We start from the raw sequence: 23693 nt of genomic DNA, 5'->3' as shown, positions 1-23693 counted from the left end.
TCAGCGCTGTTCGCGGTTCTGCAACTCTTCGAGGGCGGCGGCAAGGGCGCGCGGATCCTCGGCCTCGAGCCGGGTCGTCGTGCCGTCCGCGGCGTTGTGCACGATCGTCACGTGCGGGCTGGGGTGCCGGGACTGCTGCCAGGACGCCACCGCGAGGGCGAGTTGTCCGGCCGACAGGCCACTCCCGATGATCAGGGTCAGCACGTCGAGCAGCGTGCCCATGGTCTCCGAGTCGGGACTCTCCGCGCGGGCGAGTCGGCCGTCGACGCGGACCTGTTGCTCGCCGCGCAGCCATCGATACAACGACTCGGCGTCCGCCGTCGACGCGCATTCCAGTCGCAGCTCCACCGGCATGCAGACCCCTCGCTCATATCGATGCATTTACCGACTTCGTGGTCTTGCGTAAGCGAAAGCTAGCACTCCGCCGGGTGCCGGTGACCGGGCGTACCCATCGGATCCGGTGGAGGGGGGTTAGATTCTTCAGGTGGCCCGCAGAGTGAAGATCCCCGCGACGAAATACCCGGTCGAACGGTTCACCCTCGACAACGGCTTGCGGGTGGTCCTCACGCCCGACCGCAGCGCGCCGGTCGTCGGGGTGGCCGTGGTCTACGACGTCGGCATCCGGTCCGAGCCGGAAGGTCGCACCGGCTTCGCGCACCTCTTTGAACACCTGATGTTCCAGGGCTCGGAAAACCTGGAGAAGCTCGCCCATTTCCGGCACGTGCAGGGTGCGGGTGGCAGCTTCAACGGTTCCACCCACCTGGACTACACAGACTATTTCGAGATCCTGCCCGCAGGTGCACTCGAACGGGCGCTCTTCCTCGAAGCGGACCGGATGCGCGGCCCCCGGCTCACCGAGGAGAACCTGCGTAACCAGGTCGACGTGGTCAAGGAAGAGATCCGGGTCAACGTCCTCAACCGCCCGTACGGTGGCTTCCCGTGGTTGAAGTTGCCCCCGGTGATGTTCGAGACCTTCCCGAACGCGCACGACGGCTACGGCTCCTTCACCGACCTCGAAAGCGCGACGGTGGACGAGGCCGAGGAGTTCTTCCGGAAGTACTACGCCTCGGGCAACGCGACGCTGGCCGTGGCCGGTGACTTCGACGTGGCCGCCACCGTCGAACTGGTCAAGCGGCACTTCGGCGACGTCCCGAAGCGACCCAAGCCCAAGCTGCCCGACTTCGACGAGCCCGGCGTGACCGCCGAGCGCCGAGAAAGCTACGTCGACAAGCTCGCACCGCTCCCAGCGATCGCCGCGGGCTGGCGGGTGCCGGACCCGATCGCCGACTTCGCCGCCTACCTGCCCTATGTGGTGCTGGCCGAGGTGCTCACCGACGGCGACGCCTCCCGGCTGGTCGAGCGGCTGGTCCAGCGGGACCGGATCGTCACCAGCGTCGGCGGCTACCTCGGTTTCATGGGCGACGAGTACCTGGTTCGCAACCCGACCGCTTTCCTGCTGCAGGCGCACCTGCCGCCCGGCGGCGACGCCGACAAGGTGCTCCGGGTCGTCGACGAGGAACTGGACCGGCTCGCCACCAAGGGGCTGACGCCCGGCGAGCTCGCCCGCACCCAGGCCCGGATGGCTACCCACCTGCTCCGCGACACCGACGCCGTGCTCGGCCGGGCGCTGCCGATGGCGGTGCTCGAGTTGCAGCGCGGCACACCGGAGCTGCTGAACGAACTGCCCAAGCTGGTCGGCGAGGTGACCGAGGCGCAGGTCGTCGCGGCCGCCGCCACCCTGCGGCCCGAAGGCCGTGCCACCGTTGAGGTCGTCCCGGGAGTCGACAAGTGAGCGTCAGGACCCTGCCGGACCTCGTGCCGGACTCCAAGATCAAGCTGCCCAAGCAGGCCGAGCGCACGCTCAGCAATGGACTGACCGTCATCGCCATCCGGCGCCCGGCCGTCCCGCTGGTCGAGCTGCGGCTGCGCATCCCGTTCGGGCGCGCGCCGCTCGCCCGCGCGACCCTGCTGTCGCAGGCCCTGTTCACCGGCACGGCCACCACGTCCAGCGTCGACATCGCCGCCGAGCTGCAGGCGGTCGGCGGTGGACTGTCCGCCGGACTCGACCCGGACACGCTGCTCGTCACCGGCAACTCCCTCTCCGCCGGCCTCGACCGGGTGCTGGAGATCCTCGCCGGCGTGCTCACCGACGCGGCGTACCCGGCCGATGAGGTCGCCACCGAACGGGACCGGCTCGTCGACCACATCCAGGTCGCCCAGAGCCAGCCGTCGCACCTCGCCCGCACGGCACTGCTCAAGCGGATGTACGGCCGCCACCCGTACGCGGTCCAAACCCCGGAGCCGGAGCAGGTCAAGGGCGTCCGACCGGGCCAGCTCCGTGCCCTGCATGCCGACCGGGTCAGGCCCGGCGGCGCAGTGCTGGTGCTGGTCGGGGACATCAACGTCGAGAAGGCCATCGACGCGGCGGAGAAAGCCCTCGACGGCTGGATTGGCGCCGGACGCGACGCCGTGGTCCCGGCCACTCCCGCGCTGGAACTCGGCCCCCTGCTGCTGGTCGACCGGCCCGGTTCGGTGCAGTCGTCCGTACGGATGGCGCTGCCGGCTGTGCCGCGCACCGACCCGGACTATGCCGCGTTGCAGCTCGCCAACCTGGTCTTCGGCGGCTATTTCTCGTCGCGCTGGGTGGAGAACATCCGCGAGGACAAGGGCTACACGTACGGCCCGCACACCGCGATCGAGCACTTCGTCGCCGGCTCGTCGCTGGTGGTGGCGGCGGAGGTAGCCACCGAGGTGACCGGCCCGGCGATGCTGGAGACGCTCTACGAGCTGGGTCGGATCGCGAGCCTGCCGCCGGGCGAGGACGAGCTGGAACAGGCCCGCCGGTACGCCCTCGGCACCCTGCGCCTGGGCATGTCGACGCAGGCGGGCCTGGCTGGGCTGGCGAGCATCTACGCCAGCTTCGGGCTGCGACTGGACTACCTCACCCAGCACTCGGCGGCGCTGTCGTCGGCCACCCGCGAGCAGGTGGCGGAGGTCGCCGCGCGCTACCTCGCCCCGGCGCAGGCAGTGTCGGTGGTGCTCGGCGACGCCGACCTCATCGAGGGCCAGCTTTCCGCTCTGACCCCGGTGGAACGCGGCGTCGCGTGAGCAATCAGTCGCTGTCCGGTGCGGAACAGCCCGACGTGCGGGAACAGCCAGGCTTCGACGGGCCGCCACTAGCGCGGACGGCGCTCGACCGGGCGGCCTACCACCGCCAGGATGCGGACTGGCTCGCCGAAGCTTGGAAAACCGGCGCGGTCCTGGTCATCGACATCGCCAAGGGCGGCCGCGCCCTGGTGACCGGCGTGGCCGAGGGCAAGCCCGCCCTCGTGCTCGTCGGCGCCGACACGGCCCCCGAGGGCGAACGCCTCTTCCTCGGGGTCGACCCTGCCGGCGTACCCGTCTTCGCCGTCGACGCCCCGCTGCCCGAGGTCGACGGTGCCGAGCCGCGCACGCTGCGCGACATCGGCGACCGACTGAGTTCACGCGACGCGGGCATCTTCACCACGGCGGCCGCCCTGGGCAACTGGCATGTGTCCCACCCGTACTCGCCGCGTTCCGGCCAGCCCACCACCGTCGCGGAGGCGGGCTGGTCCCGGGTCGACGGCGACGGCGGTCAGCTGTGGCCGCGTACCGACCCCGCCATGATCGTCCTGGTGCACGACGGTGTTCCCGGGCCGGAGGGCCGCTGCCTGCTCGGCCACAACGTCGCCTGGCCGCAGAAGGACGACATTCGGCGCTTCTCCTGCCTGGCCGGCTACGTCGAGCCCGGTGAGTCGGCGGAGGCCTCCGTCGTCCGCGAGGTGCGCGAGGAGGTCGGCATCGTACTGCGCTCCCTGCGGTACGAGGGCAGCCAGTCCTGGCCGTACCCGGGCTCGCTGATGCTCGGCTTCACCGCCGAGGCCGACCGTGACCAGCCGATTGTCGTTGACCCGGAGGAGATCGACGAAGCCCGTTGGTTCACCCGTGCCGACGTCACCGCGATGATCGCCGGCGACTACACCGACCCGGCTTCCGGCGTACGCATGAGCCTGCCCATGCGGTCTTCGATCGCCTTCTATCTGGTCGAACGATGGCTGAGCGGCTTCGCCCCGCGGGATCGACGCTGACCTGGCAGTGATCATCGCCACGATCGACAAAATTGGTGAACTTATATCTACAGCAAAGCGACAAAGCGGACTAAGCCCAGTTACTCGTAGGTAGCGGCGGTTCGGGTTCCTGTTTATGGTGCGGCGGTCATTGCCACCGACACGGGGGAACACGTGAACTCTCGCTTCAACCTCTTCGTTCGCGCCGCGGCCGCATCGGCGCTGGCCGCTGGCTCTCTGGCTGCCTTCGGCGCGCCCGCTCGGGCCGCTGACAACGTCGCGGACCTCGAGCTGACGATCACCGGCACCAAGATCGCCGCCACTAGCTCGGGCAAGGTCATCAAGGCGACCATCAAGAACCACGGCCCGAACACCGCCGTCGGAACCGTCATCGTCTTCGACAGTCAGCGGCTGATCAGCAGCAAGGTCAAGCTCGAGGTGCTGGACGCCGAGCTGTGCGAGGTCCGGGGCGCGAAGTTCGCCTGCATCATCGGCGACATCGCCTCGGGAGTGTCGCTCGACCTGCCGATCACGCTGACCCGCCTGGGGGGCACCGGCAACGCCGGCAAGCTGGTCGCTGCGGTGGCGCACGAGGGCAAAGACCCCAACGAGGAGAACGACGCCACCAATGGTGGCGTCGATGTCGAGGTCGGCGTCAGCGGTCCGGACCTCTACGCCCAGGCCGACGACGTGGAGGTCGACGCCAACGGCGCCAAGAAGCTGGTGGCGCCCGGTGGCATCGGCAAGGTGAACTTCGAGGTCGGCAACCAGGGCGACGTGGCCGTCGACGGTGTCACCTTCGAGCTCAAGCTGCCGGAGCACGTCACCTTCGCCGGCGAGCTGGACGGCTGCACCTACGACGCCGCGAAGACCGTCGCCACGTGCAAATACGACAAGCTGCCGCTGGCGCCCGCCGACCAGGACAAGAACCCTGGTGACAACGTCTACTCGGCCATCAAGGGTTTCCACACCGTCAAGGTCGCCGAGAACGCGCCGTCCCCCAAGGACCTCACCGGCACGATGAAGGTGGACGCGATCCTCGCCGCCGCCCCCGCCGTGGAGGCTCCCGCCGCGCCCAAGGCCATCGCCGAGCTGCCTGAGGGCCTGGTTGGCGAGAAGGCCGAGGAGGCCCCGGCCGACAAGGCCGCGCAGTCCCCGATCGTCAAGCCCGGCAAGACGGCGCCCGAGGTCGACAAGAGCGACAACTCCGACCAGTTCGTAGTCTTCGTGGGCAAGACCAACGGCGGCGGTGGCAGTGACAAGCCCGTCGCCGACAAGCCCGTCGCTGACAAGCCCGCTGGCACCGACAACCAGGCCGGTGGCAGCACCGACGGTGGCGGTCTGCCGGTCACCGGTGCCAAGGCTGGCCTCATCGGTGGCGCGGGTCTCGCCGTGGTCGCCGTGGGCGGCTTCCTGATGATCAGCGCGCGTCGTCGTCGGGTCGTCCTCGTGACCCCCGGAGACGAGAAGTCCGCGCTCTGACGCGACTGATCGCCTGAGAAACATCAACGCCGTGGGCGTGGGCTTCGGCCCGCGCCCACGGCGCTTTTCGTGCGGTCGGTCAATCAGGCCGACAGCGCGGCCAGCTTCTCTTTGACCTGGACAATCGAGGGGTTGGTCAGCGCCGATCCGTCGTCGAAGCGCATCGTCGGCACCGTCTGGTTTCCGCCGTTCACCTGCATCACAAAGTCGGCGGCCGTCGGGTCCTGCTCGATGTCGACGACCTCGTACGCGATCCCCTCCCGGTCCAGCTGCGACTTGAGTCGGTGGCAGTAGCCACACCAGGGGGTCGAGTACATGGTCAACATCGGTTCGTGTCCCTTCGCGGATGTCACTTGGCAGTACGCCACCCGCTCAAACGTCAGACCCCGGTGACATGATTCCCGGTTGTGACAGCGGAACGGGTTCTCGCCGGCCTCGACCCCGACCAGCGCCGGGCGGTGACCGCCCCGGCCGGGCCGGTCTGCATCCTCGCCGGTGCCGGCACGGGCAAGACGAGAGCGATTACCCACCGGATCGCCTATCGAACGTTGTCCGGTGACATCAGCCCCCGGCACGTGCTCGCGGTCACCTTCACCGCCCGGGCCGCGGCCGAAATGCGCGCGCGGCTGACCGGGCTGGGAGCCGGCCGGGTCCAGGCCCGCACCTTCCACGCCGCCGCGTTGCGCCAGGTGCGCTACTTCGCACCCCGGCTCCTCGAAGGCCGGAACATGCCGGAGTTGGTCGAAAGCAAAGCCCGCCTGGTGACGCTCGCCGCCGGTAAGGCCGGGCTGCGCGCCGACCGCACCGCCGCCCGAGACCTCGCCAGCGAGATCGAATGGGCCAAATCGTCGCTGGTCGAGCCCGGCGAATACGTCGTCGCCGCCACCAAAGCGCTCCGCGAGCCACCGTACGAAGCGGCGAAAGTTGCCGAGGTGTTCGCCGCGTACGAAACGCTCAAACGCCGCCAGGGCGTGATCGACTTCGAGGACATGCTGCGCGCCGCGGTCTGGGGCATCGAGGAACACCCGGACGTCGCCGAACAGGTCCGCTCGCAGTACCGGCACTTCGTCGTCGACGAGTACCAGGACGTCAACCCGCTGCAGCAACGGCTGCTGGACGCCTGGCTGGGCGGCCGCGACGACCTCACCGTGGTCGGCGACGCCAGTCAGACCATTTACTCGTTCACCGGCGCCACCTCGTCGTACCTGGTCGACTTCCCCCGCCAGCGCCGCGAGGCCGTCGTGGTGCGGCTGGTCCGCGACTACCGCTCCACCCCGCAGGTCGTCGGTCTCGCCAACGCGGTCATCAAACAGGCCCGCGGCACCGAGGCCAAGCTCCGCCTCGAACTTATCGGCCAGCGCCCGCCCGGCGCCGAACCCGACCTCAAAATCTTCCCGGACGAGTCCGCCGAAGCCGTCGCCGTCGCCCGTCGCTGCCGGGAGCTGATCGGCGCGGGCACGCCGGCCAGTGAGATCGCTGTGCTGTTCCGCACCAACGCCCAGTCGGAGACGTACGAGAAGGCGCTCGCCGAGGCCGAGGTCCCGTACGTCGTCCGCGGCGCCGAACGGTTCTTCGAGCGCACCGAGATCCGCCAGGGCATGATCGCGCTGCGTGCCGCCGTACGTTTGACTCCGGGGGAAACGCCCCTGGTCCAGGCCGTCGTCGACGCCCTCGCCGCAACCGGCTGGGCCCGCGACAAGCCCCCGGCAGGCGGGGCGCAGCGTGAACAGTGGGAGGCACTCGCCGCACTAGTCGCCCTCGCCGAAGAGTACGAACGCAGCCCCGCACTGCTGCCCGTGGGCGAAGCCGGAAAAGTGCAACGCGACGTCTCTCTCTCCGCCTTCAACGAGGAACTGGCCCACCGGGCTGACCAACAGCACGCCCCCACCGTGGCGGGCGTGACCCTCGCCTCCCTGCACTCCGCCAAGGGCCTGGAATGGGACGCGGTCTTCCTGGTCGGGCTCGCCGACGGCACGTTGCCCACCACGTACGCCAAAACTCCCGACCAGCTCGAAGAGGAACGCCGCCTGCTCTACGTCGGGGTCACCCGCGCGCGGCAATGGCTCTGGCTCTCGTACGGCCAGCTCAGAGCTGGCGGCGGCCGCACCCGGCGCCCGTGCCGGTTTCTGCCCCAGCTCGGCACCGGCACCGGACATCGCACCTTCGAGAAGGCCAGCAGCTCCGCGAGTCGGAAAACCGGCACCCGGCCCTCCCAGATCGTGTCCTGCCGAATCTGCGGCGCCACCCTCCTCGCCGGCGCCGACCGCAAACTCGGCCGCTGCCCCACCTGTCCCTCCGACCTCGACCAGGACCTTCACGACCGCCTCTTCCAGTGGCGTGCACACGCCGCCGCCCAGCAGAAAGTCCCTGCATACGTGGTGTTCACCGACGCCACCCTCGTAGCCATCGCGGAACGCCGCCCGACCACCCCGCCGGAGCTCCTGGCCATCGCCGGCATCGGCGGCCGCAAACTCGGCCAGTACGGCGCCGCGGTCTTCGCGCTGGTCGGCGGAGCGACCCCCGCAGACCTCGCCGCAGAAAACTTTGAAAACTAGTGCGTTAATTCGTTTGCCTCCCCTGCAAGGGACGGCATAGCCTCAGTGCACACCTTGACGAGCGACCTGCTCGGACGGGGTTTAGGACACGAGTGGAAGCGATGGAGGTGGCACCGATGAGGATCGACTACACGATCGAGCGACCGTCGACGCTGCTTGCTGCTTCCTGCGCTCCGTCCGTCTCGCTGCTGCCAGTCCCCGCCCCGGAGGCCTATGTCCCCGTGGCGCGCTTGGCGGCCGCACTGGGCTCCGCTTCGCAGGCGCACCAGGTCCAGATCCAGGCCGAGCTGGTCCGGATTCCGGTGACCGTCGATGGAAGCAACGGGACCAGTGGGTTCGTGGGCAGCAATGGCCTCGCCGTCAAGCGACTGATGGATGAAGCCAGCGGTGTCCCGCCTCGAGGAAGGCCGGTCTGAGTCATCAGACCTCCGGCTCACCTCGAGGCCGCGGAACCCCTAACCGGGATCCGCGGCCTCAATTTTTTGCCCGGCCCACCGGCCGGTACGGCACACAGCACCACCGATCAACCAAGATCGAAGTAGAGAAAGAGAGAGGTGACCGGGCTTTATGAGTCTGGCGCTGGCCCCCCTCGACGTGAGCGTCGAGATCGAGGCAAACCTGCCCTGTCGGAAGTTCGACCCGGACCTTTGGTTCTCGGACGCCCCGGCCCAGCTGGAACTGGCCAAGTCGCTCTGCGGGGACTGCCCGCTGCGCGTCGAATGCCTCGCCGGCGCGGTCGAGCGCAACGAGCCCTGGGGCGTCTGGGGCGGCGAAATCTTCGAGCGTGGCGCCGTCGTACCGCGCAAGCGGCCCCGTGGCCGCCCCCGCAAGGTCGACGTCGCCCGCGACGCCGAACTGGCGGTCGAGGTGAAGGAGCGGCTCGCGGCCAACGGCCTCGACAGCCGCAGCTCAGTTCGACTGGCTGCATGACATGACCACCACCACCCCTTACCGGAAGACGGAAATCACCACCATGAGCTCGAGCGGAACCACCAAGCTGAAACTCATCCAAGAAGCGCTCTCCCGAGCACGAATGCGTCGGCCTCAGGCCGACTACCACCCTGAGGCGCACCGTCCCGCACGCCAGATCGCTATGTCGGCCCGGCACCGGACCGCATCCGAACTGGGTGGACGCCTCTGATCCACCACGAATCGCCCGGCCCCGTCCGCAGCTCGCTGCGGGCGGGGCCTTTCTTTGTTGCTGGAGCTAGGCGGAGCTGGAGCTGGAGCTGGGCGGGGGTTAGGGGCTGGAGATGACTCGGACCGGGGCTGGGGCTGGGGCGTCTCGGACTCGGACTCGGGCTGCTCGGGCCTGGGCTGGCGCTGGGCTAAGGCGCGGGCGTTGCTGGGGCTGGGCGCGGGCGGTGCTGGGGCTGGGCGCGGGCGGTGCTGGGGCTAGGGCGGTGCTGGGGCTGGGCCTGGGGCGGCACTGGGGCTGGGGCGTGGGCGGCGCCGGAGCTGGGGCGTGGGCGGTGCTGGGGCTGGGGCGGCACTGGGGCTGGGGCGTGGGCGGCACTGGGGCTGGGGCGTGGCGGCGCTGGAGCTGGGCTGGGGCGCGGGCGGCGCTGGTGCTGGGGCTGGGGCGCGGGCGGCGCTGGAGCTGGGGCTTGGGCGTGGGCGGTGCTGGGGCTGGGGCGCGGGCGGCACTGGGGCTAGGGCAGGTGCCGGGCTGGGGCTGGGGCGGGCTCGGACTGGGGCTGGGGCTGCTCGGGCGGGGCTTGGTCGGTGTGAGCCGCAGTTGAGCAACCGTGCTCCCCTGAACGTGAGTCCAGGCACAGCAAGGCGGCCTCCGAGCCGAACTCAGACCCCACTACCGGCCCGTCCGGACGCTGCCCACCGGTGGCCACCCCGGCGGCCATCCTGGGGGTGGCGCCGGACAATTTGTTGTTTGAGTTAGTCCACGGGGGCGAAGCCGGGGAGCCATTCCTCCAGGATCTCCCGGTAGGGGGCTTCGGCTTCGAGCTGGCAGAGGACACCGATCGAGCCGAGGGTGACGCGGTGGATGAGGAGGTAGGACGGGGGGAGGTTGAGTTTGCGGCTGAGTTGGAAGGCAGGCGATCGCGGGCTGGAAAGGCGCGTGGCTTCGGAGCGGATCCAGCTGCGGGTGAAGCGGAATTTCGGGACGGCCACCGGCTCGATCATCGGGCGGAGGAAGTCGAGGACCGCTTGAGCGTCGAGTTCGTCATCAGGCTTGATGAAGCCTTCCTCGCGGAGACCGTCGGCGACTCCGGCGGCGTTGCCGTCGAGGGCAAGGCGGACGAGGCGGCCGATCGGTTCGGGGTGGCCGTCGGGGAGCCGGGCGACCGCGCCGAAGTCGATGACTCCGAGGCGGCCGTCGGGCAGGATACGGAAGTTGCCCGGGTGCGGGTCGGCGTGCAGGAGGCCGGCTCGGGCGGGCGCCGAGAAATGCAGCGTGGCCATGAGTCGGCCGGCCTCGTCGCGTTCTGCCTGCGTGCCGTCACTGATGACCTTGGACAACGGCGTGCCGTCGACCCATTCGGTGACCAATACCCGCGGTGCCGAGGCGACGACCCTGGGCACGTAGATCTCGGGATCGTTGGTGAATGCGGCGGCGAACGCTTTTTGTGACTCCGCCTCCATCGCGTAGTCGAGCTCTTCGGTAATGCGCTCGCGGAGCTCTGTGAGCAACGGCTTCATGTCCATGCCCGGCTGGATGATCTTGAACATTCCAGCGAGCCGGCCCAGCTGTTTGAGGTCAGCGAGAAGGGCTTCTCCGGCACCCGGGTATTGCACCTTGACGGCGACAGTGAGCGTCTTCGGCTTGGCGCCCTTGCGGGTGGGCGGCAGTTTCCAGACGGCCTTATGCACCTGGCCGATGCTGGCGGCGGCCGCTGGGCTGTCATCGAACTCGGCGAAATTCTCCCGCCAATCCTCCCCCAGCTGCTCGGCGAGAGCCTTGTGCACGCTGGCGACCGGCATCGGCGGCGCCGCTTCTTGCAGCTTCGTCAATGCCTGTCGGTACGGCCCGGCCATCTCTTCAGGCATGGCGGCCTCGAACACCGATAGCGCCTGGCCGAACTTCATGGCTCCGCCCTTGAGCTGTCCCAGGACGCTGAACAGCTGTTCGGCGGTGCGCTGCTGGATGTCGGCGGAGATGACGTCGGTGGCGATTCCGGTAACCCGCTTACCGAGCCCCAGCATTGTCCGCCCGGCGAAACCGAGGGGCAGTGCTGCGAGCTTCGCGGTTCGGGCTGCCGCACGACGCGGGATGTCGGTCACCAGATCATTGTGCCCGGTGCGGCGGCGTTCGACCGCCCTGCGCGGATCGCCCTCGCGTTCCTACACAGAAACACCACGGATGCGGCACCCAACTGCGGCGTCGGATCCGTCCGGGTGCCCCGATCTCGATCTCGGCGCCCTCGGTGGCCGGTTTCTGCCCGTCGATGAACTCCAGCACCTGCGCCACGGCGTACGCGGTAGCGGCGAGCACGGTGGCAGCCGCGCAAGGCTCGCCGTCCCGAGGACCGGGCGTGGGCCGGTCGACATCCGGGTTTCGCTCGCGACGGTGGAGATCCAGGCAGTTGAGGCAGGGGCCACCGTGAGCCGGAACCAGTGGGCCGATGACGGCGGTTGCCTCCCGGATCGCCACGGCCAGGTGCGGCTGACGCCGTTGTGCGTACCCAGCGGCTAGCAGAGCGGTGGGCTGGTCGTGACCCAGCTGAACGACCAAGCGCGTGCCGCCACGGCGGACCGCACGGGTGCCGGTCGTGGGAACGGCACGCAGGACGGCTTCGTCGACCGCCCTATTGAGTGGGGAGCCGAGCGTGGCCTCGCGCAGGGGGCCGGCTATCCGGTCTTGATGGGTGACGGCACCCAAGAGGTCGGCGTGGACGTGGCCGATGCCCGACTCGGCCAGGCCGACCGCGATCCCGGCGCCGAGCCTGCCGCGTCCTCGGACGGTAATCCGTGCGGTTCGCCGCCGCCTCAGCACCGCTGCGGCTGATTCACCGGCGCCCTGGTTGAAGGGCTGCCGGAGAACCAATGTCGCTGCCTCGCCGGACAGCTGGGCGGCGTCTCCGCTGGCGGGATAGAGGGTGTGCGCAGGCACGACCAGTCCGACGCGAGTGAGGGATTCAAGCAGAGCAGCGGCGTCCGTGGGGGATATGCCCAACCGGGGAGCCCGGCGCAAGACATCGCGTTGGGTTCGGGACCCATCCAGCAGTGTGAGCAGCTGGGCAGTATTCGGATCGGGCAGGTCGACCAGAACGGCGTGGTCGGGTTGACGGCCCAATTGCAGCGTTGAGCTGCCGCGCCAGGTGCGGACGAGGCCAGGGACAAGGGTGGGACGGACGAGAGGAGGGGCGCTCATGGGTGACAGGTTGTCATGAACCCAATTCGGAGCGAGTTCGTTATCCACAGGCCGCGCAGGCGCTCGTGCTCGGCTGTCCACAGGCTGGGCTGAGTTATCCACAGGCTGCGGAGCGGAGGTGGACAACTACTTAACGTGTTTACTCGATCACTGGTGACGACCCGGGCGGGTGAATCCCGGCGATCACACCCCGCCGGCATCCGCGGGGCGTGACGAAGGCGGGGGTGGCAGCTGCCACCCCCGCCTTTCGTAGCGTCCGGTCAGGCCTTCGCCTTGCCCAGGATGCGGTTCACCGTCGTGCCGCAGACCGGGCACTTGCCCTTGGCCATGTTCATGCCGGTCTTCGAGACCTCGACGGTGCCCTGGAAGTCGCGCTTCTCCTTGCACTTCACGCAGTAGCCGTTGTAGGTGTTGTCGGCCACGGTTCCTCCTCGTCATGTTGTCGGCCGGGTCGGCCCGATTGCCCGGATGTGGTCAGGTCCTTGAGGGGACCTGGACCCGTCCGGGGCCCTGCTCGCGGCGACAGGCCGCGATCTGTGTTCGGCGCTGGACCGCTCCGCGACCACGTGGATGTGGCCACCCGCTCGGGGCGGTCACTACCCAGGTCCGGCCATTTCCATGTCAGCGCAGCGTCGGCGGTGACGTCGACGTCGTGAGTTTGCCGGTCGTAGTGTCCCTTTTTAAGCAGATACGGGCGGACACGCCGACGAATTACTTCAGAGCGGTCGAAAAGGTACGCCAAGCGTCGAATCGCACACGACGCAGTGTCAGGTCAGTGAACGGCCCGGAGAGCCGGAGGTGTGGGGTGACGACGGAGCCCGCATGCTGCAAGCCCGGAACTGTCGGGAACTACTGAGGTGCGGAAGCGTTGGAGGGCGTGGCGGTCCGTGAAGCTGTTCAGGATTGCCGGACAAAGATCGAAGCGAACGAGGTTTGAGGGGCGCCGGAGCGGAGACTTGGGAGGGGTGTAGCGTGGCGCGGTCCACGGTGCCTTGTTGCCGGCTTGCAAAATCTTTTCGGATTTTCTGGGGCAAAGCTCACATTTTGGGTGCGTGTCGTTTGCCGTACCCTTGCGGCGACCTGGGCCTGACCGATTAACGTCGCAATGTGAAGCCGAGTGTGGGCCACGCGAGCCGATAATGGGCAGGACGCGTAAGCCTGTCGTCGAAGTGCGGCGTAGCCAGCGCCGTCGTCGTACGGTGTCCGCGTACCGCGAGGGCGAGCGGGTCGTCGTCCTCATTCCCGATCGGTTCTCCCGGGCAGAGGAGACTGAGTGGGTGGCGCGGATGCTCGCCCGGTTGGCCGCTCGCGAAGAGCGCGTCGGGCGGACGGACAACGAGCTGCTGGGGCGCGCGCAGAAGCTGATCGCCCGCTACCTCAGCGACCATACCCACGACATCGTTCCGGCCAGCGTGCGGTGGGTCACCAATCAAAACGGGCGCTGGGGGTCGTGTACGCCCGACGACGGCACGATCCGCATCTCGCACCGGATCCAGGAGATGCCCGACTGGGTGATCGACTACGTGCTGTTGCACGAGCTGGCGCACCTGGTCGTGCCGAGTCACAACGCCGCCTTCTGGGAACTGGTCAACCGGTATCCGAAGGCTGAACGCGCCCGCGGCTACCTAGAGGGCATCTCCGCCGCAACGGGTCTGGTGCTCGCAGACGATTGACCGCGCACCAACGCGCGCTTGCTGATCCTCGTGGTCCTCTGCAGTCGCGGGACTGCACCGCAGCCTCTTCTCAGTCGCCGCCGGCATCGGTGCCCGCAGCTGTGGATAACTAACCGCAGGTCGGCGGCGTGATAGCCCACGTTTGTGGCTGAGGCGGCTGTGCCTGTGGATAGCCATCGAGGCAGCTCTGCCGAAGTCGCTACGGTGCTCGGGTGACCAAACGAGTCGTGGTGGCGTTGCTGGGTCCCGTGCCATGGAGTCCGCCCGGGATCGACGCGGTGGCGTGGCGAGCCGCCCTGGCTGAGGACGTGGTGGATCTGCTGGCCCGGTTGTCGCAGGCCGAGCCGGCGATCGCGGCGACCGCGGCCGATCTGGCATTGGCGCGAGAGATTGCCTGGCCCGGGATGCCGATCTATGAAGTGCCGACCGCGACCGTGTTGCCCGTGTTTGCCGCTGCGGCACGGGATGGCTTTGAGCAGGCAGCCGTGCTGGCTGCCGATGCCGCTGACGTGCCGGGCATGATCTTGGGAAAGTTGCTGCGGCCGTTAAGCGGGAAGCCGGTCGCCGTGGCCCCGGGCGGACCGAGCGGCGGAGCTCTGGCAGTCGCTGCGAACCTTCCGGTGCCGGATTGGTTGGCCGACACCGATCTGGAGGCAGCCAGCCCGATGGCGGTGCGGAGAAACGCGCCGCAGCCAAGTCTCGTGGAATCGACACCGGAGTGGCACCGCCTCCGCGGGCCAGCGGATCTAGCCACCCTCGATCCCGCCCTGGAGGGATGGGAGAACACCCGGGCATTACTTGGGGGCTGACGGGATCCAGATGCGGCCCGACTCAGATGCCGCCCGGCCCTGACGGGCCGGACGGCATCAAGGGTGCACCGGCGAATGGCGGTCCGCGCCACCCACACAGCTACGACATCAGGATTTTGATCCTGGCTCGTCGTTATTTCCGGAGTCGTCCTTGCCTAGGTTTTCGAGCTCAGAGATGTCCCAGTCCGACTGGCTGCTGGCGAACTTCTGCGGGTCAGCGAAGTCCTCGTCGGTCGGCAGCAAATCGGGGTGGTCCCAGAGAGAGTCGCGACCTTGCACGCCGCGGGCCTCGGTGACCGCGGTCCACAAGGCGCCTGCTTCACGGAGGCGGCGGGGGCGCAGTTCGAGGCCGACCAGGGCGGCGAAGGTCTGCTCAGCCGGGCCACCAGCGGCACGGCGGCGGCGGAACGCTTCGCTGAGCATTGCCACCGACGGGAGCCGGTCACCCGCGGCGCTGTCCACGACGTGGCCGACCCAGCCCTCGATCAGAGCGAGCGCGGTTTCCAGGCGGGCCAGGCTTGCCTTCTGCTGCGGCGTGTCTTCTGGGGTGAAAATGCCCTCGAGCGCCATCGCCTGCATCGACTCCGGGTCGGCGGGGTCGACGCGGCTCATGGCCTCCTCGATCGCCTCACGGTTGACGGTGATGCCATTGGCGTAGGTTTCCACCGCGTTGAGCACGTGGGCACGCAGCCAGGGGACGTGCTGGAACAGGCGCTGATGGGCGGCTTCGCGCAGCGCCACATAGAGCCTGACCTGGTCCTCAGGGATCTCCAGGCCGTCGCCGTAGGTCTTGATGTTGGACGGGATGAGCGCTGCCGTGCCACCCGGGCCGAGCGGGAGACCGATGTCGCCGGCCGAGAGCACCTCCGCGGCGAGCTGGCCGAGCGCCTGGCCGAGCTGGCCGCCGAAGAGCGCGCCGCCGAGGGTCGCGACCATCGACTGCATGGGGCCGAGCTGGGCTCGGGCCTCCTCGGGGACCAGATCGCCCATTGCGCCCACCATGCGGCCCGCGATCGGGTCACACAGCTTCTTCCAGACGTCCAGGGTGTTGTAGACCCACTCGTTGCGGTTCCAGGCGGTTGCGTCGCGCACACCTGACGGCAGTGAGGACACCGGGTCGAGCCACAGGTCGGCGAGCCGGAGGGCCTCGGAGACGGCATGGTGCTCGTACATGTTCACGGAGGGGTCGCCGGTCGCGCTCAGCTGGCTGGCCGCCACTTGGCGGGCCAGATCCCAGTTGACCGGGCCGCTTCCCGGCGCGGCGAACATCTGCTGCAGCTGATTCATGAACTGCTGCATCTGCTGCGGATCGGAGGGATCGGGCGGCTGGGCGCCCGGCAGGCTGAAGCCGAACGGGATATCAGGCACGTCCCCAACGGTACGCGGGTCCGAGCCGGTATTGCCCGTTGCCGGTGTCAGCTCAGAGAGAACTCAGGGTTGGTTGATACGGTCACGCGCATGAGACGTCGCGGTGTCACGGTCATCCTCGGCGCCCTGATCACCGCACTGCTGGCAGTCGGAGTCATGGCCTTGCCCCTGCCGTATGTCGTGCTCAAGCCCGGCCCGACGGTCAACACGCTCGGATCGGACAACGGCAAAGAGGTCATCCAGGTGACGAAGGGGCAGACCTCGACCAGTGCGGGTCAGCTCCGGTTGACCACCGTAGGGGTCCAGCCCAGCGTGGAGCTGGTGTGGGCGATCCGTGGCTGGTTCAGTGACGAAGAAGCAGTGGTGCCCCGTGACGTGATCTACCCGCCGGATCGCAGCGAGGCGCAGATCGAGCAGAAGAACGCCGAGGAGTTCAAGTCCTCGCAGACCAGCGCCGAGACGGTCGCGCTGCGCGAGCTCGGCTACCCGGTGCAGGTGTTTGTCACCGAGGTGGTCGCGGATGGCGCTTCGGCGGGCAAACTGCAGAAGGACGACACGATCGACACCGTCGACGGCACGCCGGTCACCAGCCCCGCCAAGCTCACCGAGCTGGTGCGGGCCAAGCCGGTGGGCGCCGCGCTGACGATTGCCTACACCCGGGCGGGGAAGCCGGGGACCGCGCAGGTCACCACGAAGGAAGCCGGCGGCACCAACTCCGGACCTCGGATCGGCGTGGCGGTGGACAAGAAGCAGTCGGCCCCGTTCACGATCGCCATCGACCTCGACGAGATCGGCGGCCCCAGCGCCGGGCTGATGTTCACCCTGGGCATCATCGACAAGCTCAAACCCGAGGATCTGACCGGCGGCAAGATCATTGCGGGTACGGGCACGATCGACGACGAGGGCAACGTCGGGCCGATCGGCGGCATCCCGCAGAAACTGGTCGGTGCCAAGAAGGCGGGAGCACAGCTCTTCCTGGTTCCGGCCGACAACTGCGCCGAAGCGCTGCGGAACGCGGTGCCCGACCTGGCGATGGCGGAGGTCGCCACGGTCAAGGACGCGCTCACGGCGGTGCAGACATTTACGTCCGGGGGTACGCCGAAGCCGTGCCCGGCCTCGTGAGATATCCACAGGCGCCCTAAGCGAAACGACGCAACACCCTAGAGTGAAGACCAGTCTTGAGACTTTGTGGGGTTCCCGTTGGTCATGCGTAACAGTCCTCTACCGAGGATGAGCCGGCGCGGTCGTGTGACCGTCGGCGTCCTCGTGGGGGTCTTCCTCCTCTTCACGTTGCTGGGCTGGGGCATCGACGCCTACACCGACTACCTGTGGTTCGACGAGGTCTCCTTCACCGGGGTCTACTCGGGTGTTCTGGTGACCCGCCTCCTGCTCTTCCTTGCGATCGGTCTCGCCATGGCGCTGATCCTCGCGGCGAACCTCTACCTTGCCTACCGCCTTCGGCCGCTGCTGCGGCCGCACTCGGCTGAGCAGGCCACGCTCGAGCGCTACCGGATGGTGATCCAGCCCCGCCTCGGCACTTGGATCTCCGTGGTCGCGGTGGTGATCGGGTTCTTCGGCGGCCTTTCCGCGCAAGGCCGCTGGAAGGACTGGATGCTCTACACGAACGCCCAGCCCTTCGGCGTGACCGATCCGCAGTTCAACAAGGACATCGGCTTCTACATCTTCGAGTACCCGCTGCTGCGCTACGTGCTCGGCGTGGGCTTCACCGTTGTCGTGCTGTCGGTGATTGGCGCGCTTGCCGTGCATTACGTGTTCGGCGGTGTGCGGCTGCAGGGCGTCGGTGACCGGATGACGTCGGCGGCCCGTGCTCATCTGACCAGCCTGGTGGCGATCTTCGTGCTGCTCAAGGCGGTCGCCTACGTCCTCGACCGGCGGGCACTCCTGCTCGAGCAGCACGTCTCACCCGGCCTCTACGGGGCCGGCTATACCGACGTGAATGCCCTGCTGCCCGCCAAGGAGATCCTGGCGTACATCTCGATCGTGGTCGCCATCGCGATCATCGTGTTCTCCAACGCGGTCATGCGGAACCTCGTGTGGCCTGGTGTTTCGCTCGCCCTGCTGGCTATTTCCGCGGTGGCGATCGGCGGCATCTACCCGCTGGCCGTGCAGAACTTCCAGGTCCAGCCGAGCCTGGCGGACAAGGAAGCGCCCTATATCGCCCGCTCGATTGCGGCCACCCGGGACGCGTTCGGGCTCAGTGCCACCGAAATGCGGGCCTTCCCGGCGTCCAGCACGGTGCCGCCGGACAAGCTCGACGAGAATCCCAGCGCCAAGTCCGTACGGCTCATCGACCCGCAGCTGGTGTCCCAGGCATACACGCAGCAGCAGCAGGTCCGCGGCTTCTACGACTTCGGCCCCAAGCTCGACGTGGACCGTTACAAGGTCGGAGAACAGACCCAGGACTACGTCGTCGGCGTCCGCGAGATCAACGACCAGGCGCTGACCGAGCAGCAGCAGAATTGGCTCAACCGGCACACGGTCTTCACCCACGGGTACGGCATGGTCGCGGCGCCCGCCAACCGGGTCGTCTGCGGTGGTCTGCCGTACTTCGTCTCCGGCTTCCTCGGCGATAAGCAGCAGCCCGGTTGCGCCTCGGAGAAGGAAGAGATCGCGGTGCAGCAGCCGCGCGTCTACTTTGGCGAGCAGTCCACCGAGTACGCGATCGTCGGGCAGACGGACGAGGCCAAGAAGGTCGAGTTCGACCGGCCGCAGCCCAACGACAACAACTCCGAGGAGCGGTACACGTACACCGGTGAAGGTGGTGTGCCGATCGGCTCGTTCTTCCGCCGGCTCGTCTTCGCGATCAAGAACACCGAAAGCAACTTCCTGCTCTCCGACGCGGTGAACGACAACTCCCGGCTGATGTACGTCCGGGACCCCCGTTCCCGCGTGGAGAAGGTCGCACCGTTCTTGACCATCGACGGCGACCCGTACCCGGCCGTGGTCGACGGGAAGATCCAGTGGATCCTCGACGGGTACACGACCTCGGCGACGTACCCGTACGCACAGCGGATCAACTTGCAGGAAGAGACGCAGGACGAGCTCACCAACCGGGGCACGTTCGCGCTCGCCCGCGACAACATCAACTACATGCGCAACTCGGTCAAGGCGACCGTCGATGCGTACGACGGGACGGTCAAGCTTTACGAGTTCGACGAGGCCGACCCGATCCTGAAAGCCTGGAACCAGGCGTTCGGCGGCAAGCTCATCACGCCGAAGGCAGAGACGCCGGAGGCGCTGAAGGAGCACTTCCGCTACCCGGCGGACATGTTCAAGGTGCAGCGCAACCTGCTGGCCAAGTTCCACGTGACCGACCCGGCGACGTTCTTCTCCGGCCAGGACTTCTGGCAGGTCCCGAACGCCCCGGACAACCCCGATGAGGGTGTCAAGCAGCCGCCGTACTACCTGAACGTGCAGCTCCCGGGCCAAGAGGACGGTCCACGCTTCCAGCTGACATCGGCGGTCACCCCGAACGGCCGAGACAACCTGGCCGCGCTGATCTCCGGCTCGTACGTGGGGGGCAAGCCGAAACTGGAAGTGCTCGAACTGCCCGACCAGACCGCCATCCAGGGGCCGGTCCAGGTGCACCAGCGAATGACCAACAACGCGGTCGTGCGCTCCGAGCTCACCCTGCTGTCCAACAACAGCAACTCCCAGGTGCTCTACGGCAACCTGATCTCGCTCCCCGTGGGTGACGGCATGCTTTACGTGGAACCGGTCTACGTGAAGAGCGGACAGCAAGACGCCGTCCCGCTCCTCCAAAAGGTGCTCATGTCATACGGCGACGGCGGCACCTACGTCGTCCTGGCCGACAACCTGGAAGCCGGCCTGAAGCAACTGGTCACCCAGGGAAAGAACCAGCCGGCGCCGCCAGCCACCAACCCCAACACCGGCACCCCGCCCACCGCGGGCACTCAGCCGCCGGTGCTGACCGGGCAACTCGCCCAGGCAGCCGCGGCCCTGGACAAGGCCATCGCCGACGTGAAGGCGGCCCAGCAGTCCGGCGACTTCGCCAAATATGGTCAGGCGCTGGCAGCCCTCGACAAGGCAATGACCGATTTCAAGAACGTCCAGAAGGCAGCGGGCGCCCCGGCGCCTGCCACGACTCCACCTTCGGCCCCAGCCTCTACTCCAGCGTCGGCTCCGGCGTCAGCGCCGGCGCCTTCGCCCAGCGGCAGCTAGCGCCACGTTCTGCACTACCAGCGGCCCGCCGGCACTCCTGCTGGCGGGCCGCTGTCTTGCCCAACCGCTAACAGCTTCGGGCTGACCGGCAACGCACACCTTCGCAGGAGTCGCGTGCGGCGGGCGACCCCACGTTGAGCTGCGATTCGAGGTGTGGCGAGCGTTACGGGGGGTCGCTTTGCAGGCGCCGGGGTGCACGGGATAGAGTGAAGAAGCCGACGCGGGGTGGAGCAGCTCGGTAGCTCGCTGGGCTCATAACCCAGAGGTCGCAGGTTCAAATCCTGTCCCCGCTACTAGTTAAGAACGTAGTCCAAAGCCCGTCGCCCGCTAGGGATGACGGGCTTTGTCGTAGTCGCATTTGCGTGGCGGTCGTATCCCATGTCTTGGCAAACGGCGGCCCATGGCAGCGATGGATGCCTGCCTGGGTTTCTGGGGCATCGGCAGAGTTACACGCTGTTCGCGTTGGGCTTTGACCGCATCAGCCCGGCCAGCTTTGCGCCCAGGAATGAAGCCCTTCGCTTGGTCCGAATCATCGAGATACAGCTGTGGGGCTCACACAAGCCTGCGAGTCCGGATGCCCACCTGACGCCTACGGGGGTGTGCGGCGATGCCCCGGGCTTCGGCCATCTGTCGGGTAAGGCAATCGGCGCCTAAGGCGCTGGTGTGTCCCGGTTCGGGCGAGGACGCCGCGATCAGTAGCGCGGCCGTTGGGCGATCCCGCTTCGCGATGCGTCTTCCCGGCGGGCGAACGCTCCTTTCTCGATCGTATCGAAGACCACCGCGGCCGCATTCGAAGCAGCGAGCTGCTGCGCGTCGTCACGCTTGTTGTACCCCCAATCGCTGATTCCCTTCACCACGATCCATTCCACGTCGGCCCGCATAGAGGCCGCCGAGACTGCTGCACCCTCCATCTCGCCGCCGAGGGCATGCTGGTACCAGCGGTTCAAGGCGGCACGCAGCGGTGTGCAGTCGACCAGGACGTCCCAGGAGAGCAGAGTGCCCGACCAGAGTCGTGCGCCCGGCGGCGGTGAGGCGACAGCAAAGCCTGCCATCAGGCGGTGTCCCGCCGCGACGGTATAGCCGCGATCGATCGTGTCGGTCTCGCCCACCCGCAGATTGACGACCTGGAGCCGCGTTCCTACGATCACGTCACCCAACTGCTGCTCTTTCTCGTGCAGGCCGAAGCAGATTCCCAGCATGATCACGTAGTTCGGCGTCCAGTCGGAGATCAGCTCCGGCAGGCTGTAGGCGGCCGATTCGGTGCTGGTCATGCCGGGGCCGCACTGGGCAAGTAATACATCGACGCCGCCGATCACACCGAGCCGATACACGGGATGCCTCGCCGAGAAGTCCAACGGGAAGTCAGCCGTTCGGCCGGCTCGCGCTCGCCGGAGGACAGCGTCTCGTTCGACAGGTGTCGCCACCACGATCAACAGGCGGGCCTGATTGGCCGCTTCCCCCATCATGGCTTCATATCTGGTCCGACGACTTTGGAAGTACCTTCGGCTTTGGGCGATGGAAGCCATTGCCACCAGTGCTGTCGCTGGCAACAGACCACCGATCATGAAGCCGAGCGAGCGTGCCCAGAAAGTTTCGGCCTGCAAGCCCGCCGGGTTTTGCCAGATAAGCCGGTGCCAGACCCATTCCAACGCGGTCATGAAGGTTGCGGGCCGGTCAGCACAACCGATGGTGCACGCGGACTGTTCCCAATCCGAAACCGGTATCGCCATCGCCGTCACCGAGACGGCCACGCCCGCAGCGTAGGCGAAGAAGAAAGCGCCGGTTTCGACCAGGCGAGATGGCCAGACCGTACGGCGCCGCGGCAGACGCAGGCCGATCATCGGAGTCTCGACGCCGCTGGGCAGGTCGTGAGCCCACTCCTTGACGTGGTTGCGCATGGCCGAGGTGGTGACGCCCCTGTTCGGGCAGGCCAACGGCGCCTCGTCACCAGCGAGCACGATCAACCGCCTCGCGACGTCATTCAGGAGGGTCGCAGCATCGCTGTCCTGTTCGTGGTGGCAGAGCAGCATCGACCACTGGTCGTACGGTAAGGACTCGGCGGCGATCTCATCCAGTCGTGGAGCTTCCCGTGCCAGCGACCGTAGACCGCGCCAGGTCATGCGTATCCACCCGATGAGCCAGTCGGTGACAATGACGGCGTAGAGGAGCAGCTCGGCGAAGGCAGCTCCATACCAGAGGGTCATCGTGCCGATCGATCCACGTAGACCTCCCAGGAGCAGAACCCACAGTACGAAAATGATGAACTCACCGAGAAGGACAACCAGTTCCCACTGTCGATCGATCCAGCGCAGAACGCTCGAGGTGGTCTCGAGTGGTCGGTCCGCGGGCGGGCGCAGCACTGCGAAAGAGTTAGGACCGTGCCAGATCAGCCGCCCTTCACGCGACGCTCGATAGATTTGCATGGTGATCGGTGACTGCGATCGGACCAATCCCGTTATCCGCGGTCGTAGGTGTTCGCTGACCTCAGCGCCCATCTCCGCACCTCGGACGGAACGGGCGGCTTCTCGGCATTCACCGAAGGTGAGTTGTGTCATGCGTGCATGGAATCATTCGACTTCCTGCACAGGTATCTATTTCCTCGTCAAAGCCACAGCTTGCAGGTCGGTGAGGGTTCCCGCATAGCCGTCGGTGGACAGGTGCGCGACGAGGGCCAAACCTGCGGTGCAGCAGCGGCACCAGGTAGGCGTCCAGCGCGTCTGACGTACGGCCCGGTTCAGTGCCAGTAGTAGGCCAGGACGCCCCACGGGACGGCGACCGAGAGGGCGATGGCGGCGGCCAGGTAGGGCGGACGCCAACGGGCTGCGGGGGTGACGGCGAGGATGAGGAGCGCCGAGCTGGACCAGAGGACCCAGAGGCCGCCGAAGGTGAGCGCTGTGCCCAGGGCGGTGATGAGGGCGGCACTGACCAGGCAGGTTGTGACGAAGAGCCGCCAGGATCGCCGCATTGCCAGGGGCAGGGCGATGACGGCTACGACGAGCCAGCCGAACAGGGCTTCGATGTCGAACCCGGCGAGGCCGCCGGTGCGGGCCAGCGCCACCAAGCCGTTCAGTGCCGCGAGGAGGACCAGGAGGGGCCGGGCGGGGTGCGGCGCCGGCGGAGCGAGAACTTGAACGCGTTCAACCATGCGGTGCAGCATAGGACGTGAAGTAAAGGGCGCGGCTCCG

Annotated in this window: 20 protein-coding genes and 1 tRNA gene; 13 read left to right on the top strand and 8 right to left on the bottom strand. The window is 67.8% G+C overall.

From position 1 onward, the window contains the following. Positions 1-354 carry a hypothetical protein gene (locus tag ACIA1L_RS19925; RefSeq protein ID WP_396074294.1) on the bottom strand — a complete coding sequence of 118 codons (354 nt, stop codon included), beginning with the start codon at positions 352-354 and terminating at the stop codon, positions 1-3. Between the two features lie 130 nt (positions 355-484). On the opposite strand from ACIA1L_RS19925, the gene ACIA1L_RS19920 reads away from it, so the two are divergent. The 4 genes from ACIA1L_RS19920 (at position 485) to ACIA1L_RS19905 (ending at position 5570) form a co-directional block, all read left to right on the top strand. Further along, entirely contained in the window at positions 485-1792 is a 1308-nt protein-coding gene (locus tag ACIA1L_RS19920; RefSeq protein WP_396074293.1) for a M16 family metallopeptidase, read from the top strand. Further along, positions 1789-3108 (top strand): M16 family metallopeptidase, encoded by a 1320-nt coding sequence (locus tag ACIA1L_RS19915; protein ID WP_396074292.1) that lies wholly within the window; start codon positions 1789-1791, stop codon positions 3106-3108. The genes ACIA1L_RS19920 and ACIA1L_RS19915 overlap by 4 nt, the downstream gene beginning before the upstream one ends. Beyond that, positions 3105-4109, top strand: a complete 1005-nt coding sequence (nudC, locus tag ACIA1L_RS19910; protein ID WP_396074291.1) for an NAD(+) diphosphatase — start codon at positions 3105-3107, stop codon at positions 4107-4109. The genes ACIA1L_RS19915 and nudC overlap by 4 nt, the downstream gene beginning before the upstream one ends. 153 nt (positions 4110-4262) lie before the next feature. Further along, a complete protein-coding gene (locus ACIA1L_RS19905) occupies positions 4263-5570 on the top strand; it encodes a hypothetical protein (protein WP_396074290.1) in 1308 nt (435 codons plus the stop codon). An 83-nt stretch (positions 5571-5653) separates the two neighbouring features. Here ACIA1L_RS19905 and ACIA1L_RS19900 read toward each other — a convergent pair whose 3' ends face one another. Next, positions 5654-5896: a mycoredoxin gene (locus tag ACIA1L_RS19900; protein ID WP_396074289.1), complete on the bottom strand. Its 243-nt coding sequence runs from the start codon at positions 5894-5896 to the stop codon at positions 5654-5656. An 81-nt stretch (positions 5897-5977) separates the two neighbouring features. On the opposite strand from ACIA1L_RS19900, the gene ACIA1L_RS19895 reads away from it, so the two are divergent. The 4 genes from ACIA1L_RS19895 (at position 5978) to ACIA1L_RS19880 (ending at position 9266) form a co-directional block, all read left to right on the top strand. Next, entirely contained in the window at positions 5978-8125 is a 2148-nt protein-coding gene (locus tag ACIA1L_RS19895) for an ATP-dependent DNA helicase UvrD2 (RefSeq protein ID WP_396074288.1), read from the top strand. Positions 8126-8241: 116 nt separating this feature from the next. After that, positions 8242-8541, top strand: coding sequence for a hypothetical protein (locus tag ACIA1L_RS19890; protein WP_396074287.1), 300 nt, complete (start codon positions 8242-8244; stop codon positions 8539-8541). A gap of 151 nt (positions 8542-8692) precedes the next feature. Continuing rightward, positions 8693-9055, top strand: a complete 363-nt coding sequence (locus ACIA1L_RS19885) for a WhiB family transcriptional regulator (protein ID WP_396074286.1) — start codon at positions 8693-8695, stop codon at positions 9053-9055. 1 nt (position 9056) lies between these two features. After that, positions 9057-9266, top strand: coding sequence for a hypothetical protein (locus tag ACIA1L_RS19880; RefSeq protein ID WP_396074285.1), 210 nt, complete (start codon positions 9057-9059; stop codon positions 9264-9266). A 752-nt stretch (positions 9267-10018) separates the two neighbouring features. On the opposite strand, the gene ACIA1L_RS19875 is transcribed toward ACIA1L_RS19880, so the two are convergent. The 3 genes from ACIA1L_RS19875 to ACIA1L_RS19865 all read right to left on the bottom strand — a co-directional run bounded on the left by ACIA1L_RS19875 (position 10019) and on the right by ACIA1L_RS19865 (position 12877). Next, the gene (locus ACIA1L_RS19875; RefSeq protein WP_396074284.1) at positions 10019-11365 is read right to left on the bottom strand and encodes an ABC1 kinase family protein; all 1347 of its coding nucleotides are present in this window, start codon (positions 11363-11365) and stop codon (positions 10019-10021) included. 4 nt (positions 11366-11369) lie between these two features. After that, positions 11370-12194, bottom strand: coding sequence for a hypothetical protein (locus ACIA1L_RS19870; RefSeq protein ID WP_396074283.1), 825 nt, complete (start codon positions 12192-12194; stop codon positions 11370-11372). A 521-nt stretch (positions 12195-12715) separates the two neighbouring features. Continuing rightward, entirely contained in the window at positions 12716-12877 is a 162-nt protein-coding gene (locus ACIA1L_RS19865) for a DUF5679 domain-containing protein (protein ID WP_015625326.1), read from the bottom strand. 717 nt (positions 12878-13594) lie between these two features. On the opposite strand from ACIA1L_RS19865, the gene ACIA1L_RS19860 reads away from it, so the two are divergent. Continuing rightward, positions 13595-14128: a M48 family metallopeptidase gene (locus tag ACIA1L_RS19860; RefSeq protein WP_396074282.1), complete on the top strand. Its 534-nt coding sequence runs from the start codon at positions 13595-13597 to the stop codon at positions 14126-14128. A 212-nt stretch (positions 14129-14340) separates the two neighbouring features. After that, positions 14341-14937, top strand: a complete 597-nt coding sequence (locus ACIA1L_RS19855) for a hypothetical protein (RefSeq protein ID WP_396074281.1) — start codon at positions 14341-14343, stop codon at positions 14935-14937. Positions 14938-15045: 108 nt separating this feature from the next. Here ACIA1L_RS19855 and ACIA1L_RS19850 read toward each other — a convergent pair whose 3' ends face one another. After that, positions 15046-16305, bottom strand: coding sequence for a zinc-dependent metalloprotease (locus tag ACIA1L_RS19850; protein ID WP_396074280.1), 1260 nt, complete (start codon positions 16303-16305; stop codon positions 15046-15048). Positions 16306-16395: 90 nt separating this feature from the next. On the opposite strand from ACIA1L_RS19850, the gene ACIA1L_RS19845 reads away from it, so the two are divergent. The 3 genes from ACIA1L_RS19845 (at position 16396) to ACIA1L_RS19835 (ending at position 20801) form a co-directional block, all read left to right on the top strand. Beyond that, positions 16396-17427: a PDZ domain-containing protein gene (locus ACIA1L_RS19845; protein WP_396074279.1), complete on the top strand. Its 1032-nt coding sequence runs from the start codon at positions 16396-16398 to the stop codon at positions 17425-17427. A 108-nt stretch (positions 17428-17535) separates the two neighbouring features. After that, on the top strand, positions 17536-20508 hold the full coding sequence (locus ACIA1L_RS19840; RefSeq protein WP_396074278.1) for a UPF0182 family protein: 2973 nt from the start codon (positions 17536-17538) through the stop codon (positions 20506-20508). Positions 20509-20727: 219 nt separating this feature from the next. Next, positions 20728-20801, top strand: a tRNA-Met gene (locus tag ACIA1L_RS19835). A gap of 399 nt (positions 20802-21200) precedes the next feature. Here ACIA1L_RS19835 and ACIA1L_RS19830 read toward each other — a convergent pair. After that, positions 21201-23063: a hypothetical protein gene (locus ACIA1L_RS19830; protein WP_396074277.1), complete on the bottom strand. Its 1863-nt coding sequence runs from the start codon at positions 23061-23063 to the stop codon at positions 21201-21203. Between the two features lie 179 nt (positions 23064-23242). Further along, the gene (locus tag ACIA1L_RS19825) at positions 23243-23653 is read right to left on the bottom strand and encodes a hypothetical protein (RefSeq protein WP_396074276.1); all 411 of its coding nucleotides are present in this window, start codon (positions 23651-23653) and stop codon (positions 23243-23245) included. Between the last annotated feature and the right edge of the window lie 40 nt (positions 23654-23693).

This window comes from Actinoplanes sp. NPDC051859, from assembly GCF_044452725.1.
GTDB lineage: Bacteria > Actinomycetota > Actinomycetes > Mycobacteriales > Micromonosporaceae > Actinoplanes.
Note: the sequence above shows the minus strand (reverse complement) of the source record. Positions and strands in the feature narration are given on the sequence as shown.

What these genes read in the sequence shown, in the direction of transcription:
- ACIA1L_RS19925 (WP_396074294.1), bottom strand. Translation starts at nt 354, where the DNA reads ATGCCGGTGGAGCTGCGACTGGAATGCGCGTCGACGGCGGACGCCGAG.
- ACIA1L_RS19900 (WP_396074289.1), bottom strand. Translation starts at nt 5,896, where the DNA reads ATGTTGACCATGTACTCGACCCCCTGGTGTGGCTACTGCCACCGACTC.
- ACIA1L_RS19890 (WP_396074287.1), top strand. Translation starts at nt 8,242, where the DNA reads ATGAGGATCGACTACACGATCGAGCGACCGTCGACGCTGCTTGCTGCT.
- ACIA1L_RS19885 (WP_396074286.1), top strand. Translation starts at nt 8,693, where the DNA reads ATGAGTCTGGCGCTGGCCCCCCTCGACGTGAGCGTCGAGATCGAGGCA.
- ACIA1L_RS19880 (WP_396074285.1), top strand. Translation starts at nt 9,057, where the DNA reads ATGACCACCACCACCCCTTACCGGAAGACGGAAATCACCACCATGAGC.
- ACIA1L_RS19860 (WP_396074282.1), top strand. Translation starts at nt 13,595, where the DNA reads ATGGGCAGGACGCGTAAGCCTGTCGTCGAAGTGCGGCGTAGCCAGCGC.
- ACIA1L_RS19845 (WP_396074279.1), top strand. Translation starts at nt 16,396, where the DNA reads ATGAGACGTCGCGGTGTCACGGTCATCCTCGGCGCCCTGATCACCGCA.
- ACIA1L_RS19840 (WP_396074278.1), top strand. Translation starts at nt 17,536, where the DNA reads ATGAGCCGGCGCGGTCGTGTGACCGTCGGCGTCCTCGTGGGGGTCTTC.
- ACIA1L_RS19830 (WP_396074277.1), bottom strand. Translation starts at nt 23,063, where the DNA reads ATGACACAACTCACCTTCGGTGAATGCCGAGAAGCCGCCCGTTCCGTC.
- ACIA1L_RS19825 (WP_396074276.1), bottom strand. Translation starts at nt 23,653, where the DNA reads ATGGTTGAACGCGTTCAAGTTCTCGCTCCGCCGGCGCCGCACCCCGCC.